14 protein-coding genes are annotated in these 13,905 nt (G+C 74.2%); 7 read left to right on the top strand and 7 right to left on the bottom strand.

Annotation, left to right across the window (positions count from 1 at the left end; genetic code table 11):
- Window positions 1–87 precede the first annotated feature (87 nt).
- Window positions 88–3,960, top strand: a complete 3,873-nt coding sequence (locus IEV86_RS13225) for a multifunctional oxoglutarate decarboxylase/oxoglutarate dehydrogenase thiamine pyrophosphate-binding subunit/dihydrolipoyllysine-residue succinyltransferase subunit (RefSeq protein WP_188484704.1) — start codon at window positions 88–90, stop codon at window positions 3,958–3,960.
- A gap of 90 nt (window positions 3,961–4,050) precedes the next feature.
- On the opposite strand, the gene IEV86_RS13220 is transcribed toward IEV86_RS13225, so the two are convergent.
- A complete protein-coding gene (locus tag IEV86_RS13220; protein WP_052426578.1) occupies window positions 4,051–5,049 on the bottom strand; it encodes a GlxA family transcriptional regulator in 999 nt (332 codons plus the stop codon).
- A 93-nt stretch (window positions 5,050–5,142) separates the two neighbouring features.
- Between IEV86_RS13220 and IEV86_RS13215 the strand changes: the two genes are divergently transcribed.
- The gene (locus IEV86_RS13215) at window positions 5,143–5,280 is read left to right on the top strand and encodes a hypothetical protein (protein WP_161784088.1); all 138 of its coding nucleotides are present in this window, start codon (window positions 5,143–5,145) and stop codon (window positions 5,278–5,280) included.
- A gap of 76 nt (window positions 5,281–5,356) precedes the next feature.
- Entirely contained in the window at window positions 5,357–6,001 is a 645-nt protein-coding gene (locus IEV86_RS13210; RefSeq protein ID WP_052426577.1) for a GDSL-type esterase/lipase family protein, read from the top strand.
- A gap of 48 nt (window positions 6,002–6,049) precedes the next feature.
- On the opposite strand, the gene IEV86_RS13205 is transcribed toward IEV86_RS13210, so the two are convergent.
- Window positions 6,050–7,138 (bottom strand): type IV pilus twitching motility protein PilT, encoded by a 1,089-nt coding sequence (locus tag IEV86_RS13205; protein ID WP_043610325.1) that lies wholly within the window; start codon window positions 7,136–7,138, stop codon window positions 6,050–6,052.
- Window positions 7,139–7,391: 253 nt separating this feature from the next.
- Between IEV86_RS13205 and IEV86_RS18285 the strand changes: the two genes are divergently transcribed.
- Window positions 7,392–7,466 carry a 50S ribosomal protein bL37 gene (locus tag IEV86_RS18285; RefSeq protein WP_370449906.1) on the top strand — a complete coding sequence of 25 codons (75 nt, stop codon included), beginning with the start codon at window positions 7,392–7,394 and terminating at the stop codon, window positions 7,464–7,466.
- An 88-nt stretch (window positions 7,467–7,554) separates the two neighbouring features.
- On the opposite strand, the gene rsrA is transcribed toward IEV86_RS18285, so the two are convergent.
- Window positions 7,555–7,821, bottom strand: a complete 267-nt coding sequence (gene rsrA / locus IEV86_RS13200) for a mycothiol system anti-sigma-R factor (RefSeq protein ID WP_043608108.1) — start codon at window positions 7,819–7,821, stop codon at window positions 7,555–7,557.
- Complete coding sequence (locus IEV86_RS13195) at window positions 7,818–8,492, bottom strand: sigma-70 family RNA polymerase sigma factor (RefSeq protein ID WP_081978838.1); 675 nt, start codon at window positions 8,490–8,492, stop codon at window positions 7,818–7,820. Before IEV86_RS13195 ends, rsrA begins: the two co-directional genes overlap by 4 nt.
- Before the next feature lie 261 nt (window positions 8,493–8,753).
- On the opposite strand from IEV86_RS13195, the gene IEV86_RS13190 reads away from it, so the two are divergent.
- The 3 genes from IEV86_RS13190 (at window position 8,754) to hisN (ending at window position 11,299) form a co-directional block, all read left to right on the top strand.
- Window positions 8,754–9,272, top strand: coding sequence for a DoxX family membrane protein (locus IEV86_RS13190; protein ID WP_052426376.1), 519 nt, complete (start codon window positions 8,754–8,756; stop codon window positions 9,270–9,272).
- Between the two features lie 168 nt (window positions 9,273–9,440).
- Window positions 9,441–10,499 carry a ribosome small subunit-dependent GTPase A gene (rsgA, locus tag IEV86_RS13185; RefSeq protein ID WP_043608106.1) on the top strand — a complete coding sequence of 353 codons (1,059 nt, stop codon included), beginning with the start codon at window positions 9,441–9,443 and terminating at the stop codon, window positions 10,497–10,499.
- Window positions 10,496–11,299: a histidinol-phosphatase gene (gene hisN, locus IEV86_RS13180; RefSeq protein WP_043608103.1), complete on the top strand. Its 804-nt coding sequence runs from the start codon at window positions 10,496–10,498 to the stop codon at window positions 11,297–11,299. The genes rsgA and hisN overlap by 4 nt, the downstream gene beginning before the upstream one ends.
- A 65-nt stretch (window positions 11,300–11,364) precedes the next feature.
- Here the strand turns inward: hisN and IEV86_RS13175 are convergent, their stop codons facing one another.
- Genes IEV86_RS13175 through IEV86_RS13165 form a run of 3 tightly spaced genes read right to left on the bottom strand, consistent with a single transcriptional unit; the run spans window position 11,365 to window position 13,830 of the window.
- Entirely contained in the window at window positions 11,365–11,829 is a 465-nt protein-coding gene (locus IEV86_RS13175) for a DUF6912 family protein (protein ID WP_043608100.1), read from the bottom strand.
- 4 nt (window positions 11,830–11,833) lie between these two features.
- Window positions 11,834–13,132: a CpaE/TadZ family protein gene (locus IEV86_RS13170; RefSeq protein ID WP_043608099.1), complete on the bottom strand. Its 1,299-nt coding sequence runs from the start codon at window positions 13,130–13,132 to the stop codon at window positions 11,834–11,836.
- Window positions 13,129–13,830: an SAF domain-containing protein gene (locus IEV86_RS13165; protein WP_052426375.1), complete on the bottom strand. Its 702-nt coding sequence runs from the start codon at window positions 13,828–13,830 to the stop codon at window positions 13,129–13,131. The genes IEV86_RS13170 and IEV86_RS13165 overlap by 4 nt, the downstream gene beginning before the upstream one ends.
- Between the last annotated feature and the right edge of the window lie 75 nt (window positions 13,831–13,905).

The raw sequence follows: 13,905 nt of genomic DNA, 5'->3' as shown, positions 1-13,905 counted from the left end.
CCACGCCTCCGGGTGGCCTAGGGTGGACCACGAGAGAGGGCCGGACAACGGCCCTAGGTCCCGTGCTTGGAAGAGGGCGATCCTCGCGTGTCCCAGAAGGCGCACCCGGATGCAGCGGCGCAGTTCGGAGCGAACCAGTGGCTGGTCGACGAGCTGTACGACCAGTACCTGAAGGACCGGGACGCGGTCGACCCCGCGTGGTGGGACTTCTTCGAGGACTACCGGCCCGGTGAGGGCAACGGGGCGTCGACCGGCGCCCCGGGCGCCCCCGCCGCGCGGCCGGCACCGGCCCAGGGCGCTCCCACGCAGACCTCGGCGAAGGCGCCCCAGGGCGACGGCCAGGGCGCGACGAGCGCACGCGCCTCGGGCGCTGCGACGCAGCAGCCCTCCCCCGCGACCCCGGCTCCCACCGAGCCGTCGGACCGGCCGGCGCCGGAGCCGCGCGCCCAGCGCTCACCGGCCCAGGCCACGCCGCGGACGCCCCGCGAGCCCCGACCCGACGCCCCAGCACCCGTCGCGGCGGCGCAGCCCGCCACCGCGCCGTACGCGCAGGTCCCGTCGTCGCGCCTCGAGCAGCGGCCGTCGACCGAGGCGGCCGTCGAGCGCCTGCGCGGTCCGGCCGCGCGCGTCGTGACCAACATGGAGGCGAGCCTCTCCGTCCCGACCGCGACGTCGGTCCGCGCCGTCCCGGCCAAGCTCATGGTGGACAACCGGATCGTCGTCAACAACCACCTGAGCCGCACGCGCGGCGGCAAGGTCTCGTTCACGCACCTCATCGGGTACGCGGTCGTCGAGGCGCTCGCCGAGATGCCGGAGATGAACGCGGGCTACACGCTCGTGGACGGCAAGCCGGCGGTCGTCCAGCCGGGTGCGGTCAACTTCGGCCTCGCGATCGACCTCGCGAAGCCCGACGGCACGCGCCAGCTGCTCGTGCCGAGCATCAAGGCCGCCGACTCGATGGACTTCGGCCAGTTCCTCGCCGCGTACGAGGACCTCGTCCGCCGCGCGCGCAACAACAAGCTCACGCCCGAGGACTTCCAGGGCACGACGATCACCCTGACGAACCCCGGCACGATCGGCACGGTGCACTCCGTTCCGCGCCTCATGGCGGGCCAGGGGACGATCATCGGCGTCGGTGCGATGGACTACCCCGCCGAGTTCCAGGGCGCGTCGGACGAGCAGCTCGCACGCCTGGGCATCTCGAAGGTCCTCACGCTGACGTCGACCTACGACCACCGCATCATCCAGGGTGCGCAGTCCGGCGACTTCCTGCGCGTGGTCGCCGCCAAGCTCCTCGGTGAGGGCGGGTTCTACGACCGCGTCTTCACCGCGATGCGCGTCCCGTACGAGCCCGTGCGCTGGGTCCGCGACAACACGGTCGACGCCGACACCGAGGCCGCCAAGCCCGCGCGCATCGCCGAGCTCATCCACGCCTACCGCTCGCGCGGGCACCTCATGGCCGAGACGGACCCGCTGGCCTACCGCCAGCGACGTCACCCCGACCTGGACATCCAGAACCACGGCCTGACGCTGTGGGACCTCGACCGCGTCTTCCCCACCGCCGGGTTCACCGGACGCCCCAAGGCGACGCTGCGCGAGATCCTCGGCCTGCTGCGCGACTCGTACTGCCGCACGATCGGCGCCGAGTACATGCACCTGCAGGACCCGCGTCAGCGCCGCTGGCTCCAGGAGCGCCTCGAGTCCGGCTACGCCCGCACGCCGCGCGAGGACCAGCTGCGCATCCTTCGGCGCCTCAACGCCGCCGAGGCGTTCGAGACGTTCCTGCAGACCAAGTACGTCGGGCAGAAGCGGTTCTCGCTCGAGGGCGGCGAGTCCCTCATCCCGCTCCTGGACGCCGTGCTGTCGAAGGCCGCCGAGAACGGCCTCGACGAGGTCTGCATCGGCATGGCGCACCGCGGTCGGCTGAACGTGCTGGCGAACATCGCGGGCAAGAGCTACGCGCAGATCTTCTCGGAGTTCGAGGGCAACCAGGACCCGAAGAGCGTCCAGGGCTCGGGCGACGTCAAGTACCACCTCGGCACCGAGGGGACCTTCACGGCCGAGTCGGGTGCGACGACGGGCGTGTACCTCGCGGCCAACCCCTCGCACCTCGAGGCGGTCGACCCCGTCCTCGAGGGCGTCGTCCGCGCCAAGCAGGACCGCATCGACCTCGGCGGCGACGGGTTCTCCGTCCTCCCCGTCCTCGTGCACGGCGACGCGGCGTTCGCCGGCCAGGGCGTCGTCGTCGAGACGCTCAACCTGTCGCAGCTGCGCGGGTACCGCACGGGCGGCACCGTGCACGTCATCGTCAACAACCAGGTGGGCTTCACGACCGGGCCGTCGTCGTCGCGCTCGACGCACTACGCGACCGACGTCGCCAAGGGTCTCCAGGTCCCGATCTTCCACGTCAACGGGGACGACCCCGAGGCGTGCGTCCGCGTGGCCGAGCTCGCCTTCGAGTTCCGCGAGCAGTTCGACCGCGACGTGATCATCGACATGGTGTGCTACCGCCGCCGCGGGCACAACGAGGGCGACGACCCCTCGATGACGCAGCCGCTGATGTACAACCTCATCGAGGCGAAGCGCTCGGTGCGCAAGCTCTACACCGAGGCGCTTGTGAGCAGGGGCGACATCACCGTCGAGGAGGCCGCGCAGGCGCTCCAGGACTACCAGTCCCAGCTCGAGCGGGTCTTCACCGAGACGCGCGAGGTGGGGTACCAGGCACCGGCGGGCACCGAGCCGATCGCCGGCCTGGAGAAGCCCGAGTCGCAGCTCGAGGACGCCGGGACCATGGTCGGCTGGCGCACCGCGGTCGAACCCGAGGTGCTGGCGCGGATCGGCCGTGCGCACGTCCGCCCGCCCGAGGGCTTCTCGGTGCACCCCAAGCTCGAGCAGCTCCTCGCCAAGCGCGAGCAGATGTCGCGCGAGGGCGGGATCGACTGGGGCTACGGCGAGCTCCTCGCCTTCGGGTCCCTCCTGGTCGAGGGCACGCCGGTGCGGCTCGCCGGCCAGGACTCGCGACGCGGCACCTTCGTGCAGCGGCACGCCGTCCTCCACGACCGCCGCACGGGGGCCGAGTGGACGCCCCTGCTGTACCTCTCGAGCGACCAGGCGAAGTTCTGGGTGTACGACTCGTCGCTGTCGGAGTTCGCGGCCCTCGGGTTCGAGTACGGGTACTCGGTGGAGCGCCCGGACGCGCTCGTGCTCTGGGAGGCGCAGTTCGGCGACTTCGTCAACGGCGCCCAGACGATCATCGACGAGTTCGTCTCGTCGTCGGAGCAGAAGTGGGGCCAACGGTCGTCCGTCGTCCTGCTGCTGCCGCACGGCTTCGAGGGTCAGGGACCGGACCACTCCTCCGCACGCGTCGAGCGGTTCCTGCAGCTGTGCGCCGAGGACAACATGACGGTCGCGATGCCGACCACGCCGGCGTCGTACTTCCACCTGCTGCGGCGTCAGGCGTACGACCGCCCGCGCCGCCCCCTCGTGGTCGCGACGCCGAAGTCGATGCTGCGGCTCAAGGCGGCCGCGTCCGCGGTCGAGGACTTCACGACCGGGACCTTCCGGCCGGTCGTCCCCGACGAGCACCTGCCCGCCGACGTGCGGGGCCAGGTCGACCGCGTCGTGCTGAGCGCCGGGAAGGTCTACTACGACCTCCTCGCCGAGCGCGCCAAGCGGGGCGACGAGCGGACGGCCCTCGTGCGCGTCGAGCAGCTGTACCCGCTCGACGCCGACGCCTTCCGGACCGCCCTCGAGCCGTTCGGCGACGCCGAGCTGGTCTGGGTCCAGGAGGAGCCGGAGAACCAGGGCGGCTGGACGTTCATGAGCAACGCGCTGCCGTCGCTGCTCGGTCGCCCGCTGCGCGTGGTCTCGCGCCCCGCCGCGGCCTCCCCGGCGGCGGGCTCGGCCAAGACCCACGCCCGCGAGCAGGCCGAGCTGGTGCAGGGGGCGTTCGAGCGCTGAGGCGTCGGGCGGAGCGGCAGCGGCCGGCACCCGCCCGCGCCTGCGTCCGGGCCGTCGGCCCGACGACGCCCGGACGCCGACGCGGCGAGGTCAGGCCGGCCGGGCCTCGCCGCCGCTGGCGGACCGCGTGCTCGCGTCCCCGGGCTGGCCGCCGAACGTCCGGCGGTACGCGGTGGGCGTCGTGCCGAGCGCGCGGACGAAGTGGTGCCGCATCGCGGGCGCCGCGCCGAAGCCCGCGCGGCGTGCGACCTCCTCGACCGGCAGCGGCGTCCGCTCGAGCAGCTCCTGCGCCCGCAGGAGACGCTGCCGTGCCGTCCACCCGGCCGGCGTGGTCCCGGTCTCCGCGCGGAACCGCCGGGCGAAGGTCCGCTCCGACATGTGCGCCCGGCGCGCGAGCTGCGGGACGGTGATCTCCTCGTCGAGGTGGTCCAGCACCCACGAGAGCACGGGTCCCAGCTCGCCGTCGGCCCGCTCCGGCACCGGGGTCTCGATGTACTGCGCCTGCCCGCCGTCGCGGTGCGGGGGGACCACCATGCGTCGCGCGATCGCGGCGGCGGCGGTCGCGCCGAGCTCGCGGCGCACGAGGTGCAGGCCGGCGTCGACGCCGGCCGCCGTCCCGGCGCTCGTCACGACGCCGCGGTCCTCGACGTAGAGGACGTCCGGGTCGACCGTCGCGGCGGGGAACCGGGCCGCGAGGTCCTCGGTGTACATCCAGTGGGTGGTGCAGCGCCGGCCGTCGAGGAGCCCGGCCCAGCCCAGTGCGAAGGCCCCGCTGCACAGGCTCAGGACCCAGGCCCCCCGGTCGTGCGCAGCCCGGAGCGCGTCGAGGACCTCGTCCGACGGCGCGCCGGGCGCCCCGTACGCGGCCATGACCACCAGGTCCGCGTCGTGCGTGGCGTCCAGGCCCGCATGGACGACGATCTCCATCCCGAGCTTGGTCGGCACCGGGCCAGGGCGCTCCCCGCACACGACGAAGTCGAAGGACGGGCCTCCCGTGTCTGTCCGGTCGATGCCGAAGATCTCGCACGCGACGGCCAGCTCGAACGGCGAGACACCGGGGACCGCGATCGCGGCGACGGATCGGAGCATGGGTCGAGTGTGCCGCATCGATGGCGGGATATCGACGCAGAGCGACCCCTCTGCCACTCGCGGCAGGATCTTGTCGGGAGCACGATTTCTGCCATGGACACCGTGCACCTCATCCTCATCCTGGCCGTGCTCGCGACGGCGGTCTCGTCCGCCTCCGCCCTCCCCCGGACGCTCCGCGGGGACGGGTACGGGCACCGCCCGCCGCCTCGGGGCCCGCGCGACACCGTCTGACCGGCCCGTCCGGGCCAGGTCACCGTGCCGGCCCACCGTGTCGTGCTCACCGTCCCGGTGCGGGCCGTGCGGCAGGATGGGGGCCGCGCGCCGCACCCCGCGGCGCCGGACGGGAGGCGACGTGACGGGAGCACGCATCTGCGTGGTGGGCGACGAGCTGGTCGCCGGGGCAGGTGACCCGCGCGGCCTCGGCTGGGTCGGCCGGGTCGCGGCCCGCACACCCGCGGAGCCGCCCCCGCTCGTCATGACGCTCGCCGTCCCGGGCGAGACGACGACGGGCCTGAGCAGCCGCTGGGAGGGTGAGACCGCGCTCCGGTTCGGCCCGCGGTCCGACTCGCCGCACCACCTCGTCGTCGCTCTCGGCCGCGCGGACCTGTCCGCAGGCATCTCGCTGGCGCGCAGCCGGCTCAACCTCGCGAACGTGCTCGACGTCGCCGAGCAGAAGCAGGTCGCGACCTTCGTCGTCGGCCCGCCACCAGGGGCGCACGAGGACCAGGGCCGCCAGGCGGAGCTCTCGTCGGCGCTCGGCGACGTCGCTCGCCGACGCGGCGTCCCCTACGTCGACATGTTCACGCCGCTCGTCCACCACGAGCAGTGGCTCGCGGACCTCGCCTCGGGCGACGGGCGCGTGCCCGGCCAGGCCGGGTACGGGCTCATGGCGTGGCTCGTGCTGCACGGCGGCTGGCACCGCTGGCTCGGCCTGCCGGACGACGCCGTCTGACGAGGTCGCCGGAGCCGCGCCCGCTTCGGGGTGCGGCTCGGTCCGGACTCAGACCAGGACGCCGGCGCCTCGCAGCGCGACCGTGAGGTCCTGAGGGTTGGACGCGACCGAGCACGCCTCGTCGTACGTGACGTGTCCGTCCCGCACGAGCTCCAGCAGGTGCTGGTCGAACGTCTGCATCTTGTAGAACTCGCCGTCGGCGATGAGGTCCTCGATCGGGGGCGCCTCGGACGGGTCGATGATCGCCTCGGCCGTCCGCCCGGTGTTGACCATGACCTCGACGGCGACGGTGCGCCCGCTCCCGTCCGCGCGGCGGACGAGACGCTGCGACACGATGCCGCGCAGCGCGTTCGCGAGGGCGACCCGGATCTGCTTCTGCTCGTGCGGCTGGAAGAAGTCGACGATGCGGTTGATCGTCTCCTGCGCGTCGATCGTGTGGAGCGTCGACATCACCAGGTGGCCCGTCTCGGCCGCGGAGAGCGCCGCGCGGACGGTCTCGACGTCGCGCATCTCCCCGACGAGGATCACGTCCGGGTCCTGACGCATCGCGGCGCGCAGGGCCACCGTGAAGTCGGCCGTGTCGTGCAGCACCTCGCGCTGGGACACCATGGCCTTCTTGTCCTGGTGGAGGACCTCGATCGGGTCCTCGATCGTGACGATGTTGACCTCGCGGTACGAGTTGACGAGGTCGACCATCGACGCGAGCGTCGTCGTCTTGCCCGAGCCGGTGGGGCCCGTCACGAGGACCAGACCCCGGGGCTCGAGCGCGAGCTCGCCGACCACCTCGGGCAGCCCCAGCTCGGCCAGGCTCTGCGCACCGTGCGCGACGCGTCGGAAGACCATGCCGTACGTGCCCCGCGCCTGGTAGGCGTTGACGCGGAAGCGGCCCACGCCGGGCAGCGAGAACGCGAAGTCGGCCTCATGGGTCTCGACGAACGACTCACGGAGGTTGACCGGGAGCACCTCGCCCACCATGTGCACCATGTCCTCGGGCGTGAGGTCCGGGACCTGCAGGCGACGCAGACGACCGTCCACGCGCAGGCGCGGCGGCGAGCCGACCTTGCAGTGGAGGTCCGACGCGTTGCTGCTGCTCGCTGCGTGCAGGAGCGGGATCACCGACTGAGGGCTCTGGGTCACGCCCTCAGATCGGCCGGATCGGGCCCGGACTTGAACATTCCGCGTGCACGACCGCTGCGCGGTGCGCCGCTCGTGCGGCCGGCCGTCGCACGTCACCCGGACGCCCGCGGTGCGGGTCGCCCGGTCCCACGCCGTCGGACGGCGACGGCACGAGCCCGGTGCGCGTCGACGGCGCCCCGTGTGGGACCATGGCGTCCGTGTGTCCGGCCCTGAGCACGTCAGGGTCCGGCCGGTACGTCCCGAGGAGTCGCAGATGAGCAAGCGCGGTCGCAAGCGCCGGTCCCGCAAGGGCAGCGCCGCCAACCACGGCAGGCGCCCCAACGCCTGATCAGGTGTGAGAAGGGCGGCCTGATCAGGTGTGAGAAGGGCGGTGGACGCAGCTGCGTCCACCGCCCTTCGTCCACCCGGACCGGGGGTCAGGACTCGCGGACCTGCGTCCGCAGGATCGTGAGCTGCTCCCGGATCCGCACGTGGAGCTGCTCGGGGGCCTGGTCGTGGCACGAGCGCTTGACCAGCCGCTTGAGGTGGTCCTCGACGTCGTACTCCGCGAGGCACGGCTCGCAGTCGGCGAGGTGCTGACGGATCCTGTCCCCGTCGGCCTCGTGGATCTCGTGGTCGAGGAACTCGAACAGCCGCTCCAGGGCCTCGCCGCAGTCGGCGGGGCGACGGGTCGTGTCGCTCACGACGCACCTCCCTCGTTCGACGGGACGAGACCGCGCTCGCGCGCGTAGTCGGTCAGCAGCTCGCGCAGCTGGCGTCGGCCTCGGTGGAGCCGGGACATCACCGTCCCGATCGGCGTGCCCATGATCTCGGCGATCTCCTTGTAGGCGAAGCCCTCGACGTCGGCCAGGTAGACGGCGATCCGGAACTCCTCGCCGATGGCCTGCAGCGCGTCCTTCACGTCCGAGTCGGGCAGCGCGTCGAGCGCCTCCGCCTCGGCCGAGCGCAGCCCGGTCGAGGTGTGCGACGCCGCGCGGGCGATCTGCCAGTCCTCGATCTCCTCGGTGCCCGACTGCAGCGGCTCCCGCTGCTTCTTGCGGTAGCTGTTGATGAAGGTGTTCGTGAGGATGCGGTAGAGCCAGGCCTTGAGGTTGGTGCCGGGCCGGTACTGGTGGAACGCTGCGAACGCCTTGGCGAACGTCTCCTGGACCAGGTCCTCGGCGTCGGTCGGGTTCCTGGTCATGCGCAGCGCGGCGGAGTAGAGCTGGTCGACGTAGACCAGCGCCTCTGTCTCGAACCGCTGGGCCCGGCCGGCCTCGTCCTCCTCGACCGGGGCGCGGTGGGTGTCCTCGCTCATCGGCCACGAGCCTAGACCGCATGACGGCGCCGCGGCGTCCGACGTCCACGGCGTCATGCGGTCCGGGCCCGCGTCCGAGGTCCACAGCCTCGTGGCCACCACCTGCGGGCCGCCCGTCGTGGCGGCGAGCGGGTGGACGCCGACCCTGACGAGCGGCACGGCGGCCGCGGGCGCGGAGTGCGCCGTGAGGCAGGGGCTCATGAGCAGGTGAACGCGCGGACGGTCCCCGCGCATTCCCGGGCGCGCCGTCACCCGTGACGCGTTAGCGTGCGGACGTCGGTCGAGTCAGACCGGGTCGAGTCGACAAGGAGACAACCCATGCTGATCCGCAGGATCGCGAGGCCTCTGCTCGCCACCGCGTTCGTCGCCGACGGCGTCGACGCCGTCCGCAACCCCGACGCGCACGTCGACCGTGCCGAGGAGGGCTACCGCTCGCTCGCCGGCCGCCTCGACCTGCCACAGGTCGACCGCTCCCAGCTCACCACGCTCGTGAGGATCCACGGCGCCGCGGTCGCGATCGCGGGCGTCGCGCTCGCCGTCGGGCGCGCGCCCCGGACCGCCGCCGCCGCGCTCGCCGTGCTGACGCTCCCGCTCGCGGTCGTCGACCAGCCCTTCACCCGTCGGGGCGAGGGCGTCGACCGGTTCCTCGGGGACCTCTCGCGCGTCGGCGCCGCGATCATCGCCGCGGTCGACCTCGAAGGGCGTCCCGGTCTGGCGTGGCGGGCCGGCCACGCACGCATCGACCGGGCCACCACCAAGGAGGCGCGGGCGGCGGTCGCCGAGGCGCGACGTGAGGTCAAGGCCGCGCTCAAGGAGGCCCGCCGCGTCACCGACTGAGCGGGGCCGCGGCACCGGACCGGTGCGGACGTCCGGCTGAGCCCCGGGCGGGCTGCGCGACGCCAGGAGCCACCCCCGCCTCGGGCCCGGACGGACGTCCCGCCGGGTGCGCCGGTAGCCTCGTGGCATGACCTCGGGTGCCCCCGCGACCAGGACGTCCGCCGCCGCATGAGCGGGATCGCCGGGCGCTACGACGAGAGCGACGTCCGCTCACGCCCCAACCCCCGGGGGTCCCGGCCGCGGACCAAGCAGCGACCGGACCACGCCGATGCGGACCAGGCCCTCGTGACGGGGGTCGACCGCGGGCGCTACACGCTCCTCGTGTCGCCCGACACGGCCGACGAGCGACCCGCCGTCGCGATGAAGGCCCGTGAGCTCGGGCGCGAGCGCGTGGTCTGCGGTGACCACGTGGACGTCGTCGGTGACACGAGCGGGACCCGCGGGAGCCTCGCGCGGATCGTCCGCGTCCACGAGCGACGGACGGTGCTGCGCCGGACGGCGGACGACACGGACCCCGTCGAGCGCGTGATCGTCGCCAACGCCGACCAGCTCGTCGTCGTCACGGCCCTCGCGGACCCGGAGCCGCGGACCCGGATGATCGACCGCGTCGTCGCGGCCGCCTACGACGCGGGCATGGACGCGCTCCTGTGCCTCACGAAAGCCGACCTCGCGTCACCGGACCCGCTCGTCGCGCTCTACGCGCCGGTCGGGGTCGAGGTCGTCGTCACGTCCGTGCGCGAGGGCACGGACGGGCGCACGATCGACGGCCTCGACGACCTGCGGCAGCGGCTCACGGGGAGGGTGTCGGTGCTGGTCGGCCACTCGGGGGTCGGCAAGTCGACGCTCGTCAACGCCCTGGTCCCGGGCACCGGGCGCGCCACCGGCGACGTCAACGACGTGACCGGGCGCGGTCGGCACACGTCGTCGTCGGCGGTCGTGCTGCGTCTGCCCGATCGTGCCGGCTGGGTCGTCGACACCCCCGGGGTCCGCTCGTTCGGGCTCGCGCACGTCCAGGTCGAGAACCTGCTCGGGGCGTTCCCGGAGCTCGCGGACGTGGCGGAGGAGCGGTGCCCGCGCGGATGCAGCCACGGTTCCGACGCGCCCGACTGCGCACTCGACGCGTGGGTCGCCGAGGGCGGCCCGGACGCCCCGGCCCGCGCCCAGCGCGTCGACTCGCTGCGACGCCTGCTCACGGCCCGGTCGTCGGGCGCTAGCGTGCAGCCATGACGGTCCGCTCCGGGTACGACGACGACCTGCGCCTCGCCCACGTGATCGCCGACCAGGTGGACGGCCTGACGACGAGCCGGTTCCGGGCGCAGGACCTCACGATCGACACGAAGCCGGACACGACGCCCGTGACCGACGCCGACCGGAGCGCCGAGGAGATCGTCCGGCAGCAGCTGTCCCGGACGCGGCCCCGCGACGCCGTGGTCGGCGAGGAGATGCCCGACACGGGTCACGGTCCGCGGCAGTGGGTCATCGACCCGATCGACGGCACCAAGAACTTCGTGCGCGGGGTCCCGGTCTGGGCCACGCTCATCGCGCTGATCGACGCGGGACGGCCCGTGGTCGGGCTCGTCAGCGCGCCCGCGCTCGGCCGCCGCTGGTGGGCCGCCGAGAACGCCGGCGCCTGGACGGGCAGGTCGCTCGCGTCGGCGACGCGTCTGCAGGTCTCGAAGGTCGCGCAGCTCGAGGACGCGTCGCTGTCGTACTCCAGCCTGTCCGGCTGGGAGGACCGGGGCCTGCTCGGCGGGTTCCTCGACCTGACACGCGCGGTGTGGCGGACACGGGCCTACGGGGACTTCTGGTCGTACGTCCTCGTCGCCGAGGGTGCCGTCGACGTCGCCGCCGAGCCCGAGCTGGCGCTGCACGACATGGCTGCGCTCGTGCCCATCGTCACCGAGGCGGGCGGGACGTTCACGTCGGTCGAGGGGACGCCGGGCCCGTTCGGGGGTTCCGCACTCGCCACGAACGGCCTGCTGCACGACCAGGTCCGCGCGTTCCTCGACCCGTTCGGCAGCGGCTGACCGCAGCGCAGGGGAGGTCGCCGCAGGACGACCGGCGCACGGAGGCGGGGCCCTGCGAGCTGCCGTCAGCGCGCGGTGCCGCGTGCGAGCGCAGCCAGCTCGGTGCTGTCGTACCAGAGGAGGTCGCGCTCGGCGAGCCGCTCCGCGGCGTCGTCGTCCCCCGCGAGCGTCGCGTCGACGTCCGACTCGGCCGCCTGCTCGTCGACGTGCGCGCACGCCACGTCGCCCCAGCCGACCCCCGCTACCAGCCGGATCGCGCTCGGTGCGTGGTCGGGCTCGTCGAGCGTCTCGACGACGTCGTCGGGCACGTCAGCCGCGACGACGACGCGGCGACGTCGGCCGGGAGGCATCCGCTCCAGGAGGTCCAGGCTGTCGTCGGCCGCGAGGAGCTGGGCCGCGTACTCCAGCCCCTCCTCGTCCTCGTCGGGGAGCGCCGCCCGCAGCCCGGCCGTCACGGCGTGGACGACGCGGGGGGTGAGCCCGGTGGACGAGTCGAGCTCGGCGAGCGTCGCCGGCAGGTAGATCCGCACCCGCTCAGTGTGCCGTGACGAGGGCCCGCCTCGCGACGACCTCCTCGGCGAGGCGTGACACCGCACGACGTGCCGGCGACGTCGGCACGTGCTCGACGAGCGTCCTGCCGGCGAGCAGGGCCGCGTCGCACGCCGGGCCGTCGTCAGGCACGAGCCGGACGTCCGCCACGCCTGCGTACCGGTGCAGGGCGTCACGGATCGCGTCGCCGGGCTGCGGCCCGGACGCGCTCGCGCGCACGCGGTTCACGACGACGACCGGCTCGACCGCGGGCAGGCGGTCGCGCAGCTCGCCCAGACCGCGCACGAGCCGCTGCATGCCGATCGGGTCACCCGCGCCCACGACGACGAGCACGTCCGCCGCCTCGACGGCCGACAGCGTGGCACCGTTGCGCCGCGGCGCCCGGGTGTCGTACGCGAGGAGCTCGTCCTCCTCGAGGCAGAAGCCGCAGTCGACGACCGTCCACCTGACGAGCTCGCGCGCGACCGACCACAGCACGTCCAGGCTCGCGGGTGCGACCTCGGGCCAGCGGTCGGCGCGGCTGATGCCAGACAGGACGCGGAGTCCTCCGTCGAGGACCGGCGACAGCGTCGCCAGCACGGCGACGTCGAGCCGACCGCTCGCGGCCGCCCGTGCGGCGGCGGCGAGGCCGGGCGCCTCGTCGAGCAGCCCCAGCACGGGTGCCACGGTCCCGCCGTAGGTGTCGGCGTCGACGAGCAGCGCCGAACCTCCGGCGGGCTCGGCCGACGTCGCGGCGAGCTCGGCAGCGAGGTTCACCGCGAGGGTCGTCCGCCCGGGAGCCCCCGTGGGCCCCCAGACCGCGACCAGCGTGCCCTCGGCGGGCCGCCGGCCGCCACCTGGGGCCGCGTCCGGTGCCGGACCCTCCAGGCGTGCCGCGGGATCCACGGCCGTCGCCGGGCGGGTGGGCGACCCGGGCCTCGCCCCTGTCCGCCCCGCCTCGTCGAGGAGGGCGGTCACCACGGCGGGCAGCTCGTCGACGTGGCGGACGTCGAGGACGGCGTCCGCGCCGAGCTCGGCGGGCAGGGCCTCCCACGGGGCGACCCCGTCCACGAGCAGGACGACCCAGACGCCTGATCCGTGCAGGTGGTGCACCGCCTCACGGTCGAGGCCCGGGACGCCCGCCGTCACCACCGCCACCGCACCGGCCCCGGCCGCCGCCGACGCGAGGAGCTCGGCGAGGTCCGCGCAGCGACGCGTGACCTCCAGGCGCGAGGACTCCCCCAGCAGCTGGACGGCGGTCGCCTCCGCGGCCCCGCGGACCGCGCAGAGGACGCCCGTGCTCACGAGCCGGCCGGCCCGGGCAGCGGGACGACCTCGACGCTGCCGTCGTCGGCGACCGCACCGAGGACGTCGGGCAGGACGTCGAGCGGGACGACCACGTGCACGCTGACCGCACCGCCGGTCGTGAAGGCCCCCGACGGCGTGGCGACCTCGGCGACCGTGGCGGACGCGACGAGCAGCCGTGGCGCGGCGACGCCGCCGTCACCGCCCGTGCGGTCGCCCGGGACGTGCCACAGCTCGACCTCGGCGCCCGCGACGACGTCGCGCGACAGCGGGCCCCGCGGGGTCACCGCCACCGTGCGCAGGTCCGCGTCGACCTCGTTCGTGACCGCTGTCGCCGGGACCAGCTCGCCGACCGCGACCGTCCGGCTCGCGTGGAGCCCGTCGACCAGGTCCTCGGGGCCCAGGTAGAGGCCGTCCGCGGTGCCGAGGCGCACCTCGCGCACCTCGAGGTCGGCGGAGGTCACCGCCTCGCCCGGGACGAGCGCCTCGCGGGCGACGAGGACGGGCACCGTCCGACCGGCCGTGCCGACGGCCCAGGCACCGACGAGCACGGAGACCCCGACGAGCGCGACGCCGAGCAGGAGCCTCGGGTCACGCCAGCCCGGCCGTCGCAGCCGCACGGCCACCGGGGTGGGGAGGTCGTCGTACGGGACGCGCTCCCCCGCTCGTGCGGTCCGGCGGTCCTGCGTCGTGGTCATGGGTCCCCCGCGTGTCCACCGCCGACGACGGCGGCCCCGAAAGGGAGGCCCGGACGTCGAACCACGTCCCGCGGT

The organism is Cellulomonas carbonis (assembly GCF_014636275.1).
Lineage (GTDB): Bacteria > Actinomycetota > Actinomycetes > Actinomycetales > Cellulomonadaceae > Actinotalea > Actinotalea carbonis.
Note: the sequence above shows the minus strand (reverse complement) of the source record. Positions and strands in the feature narration are given on the sequence as shown.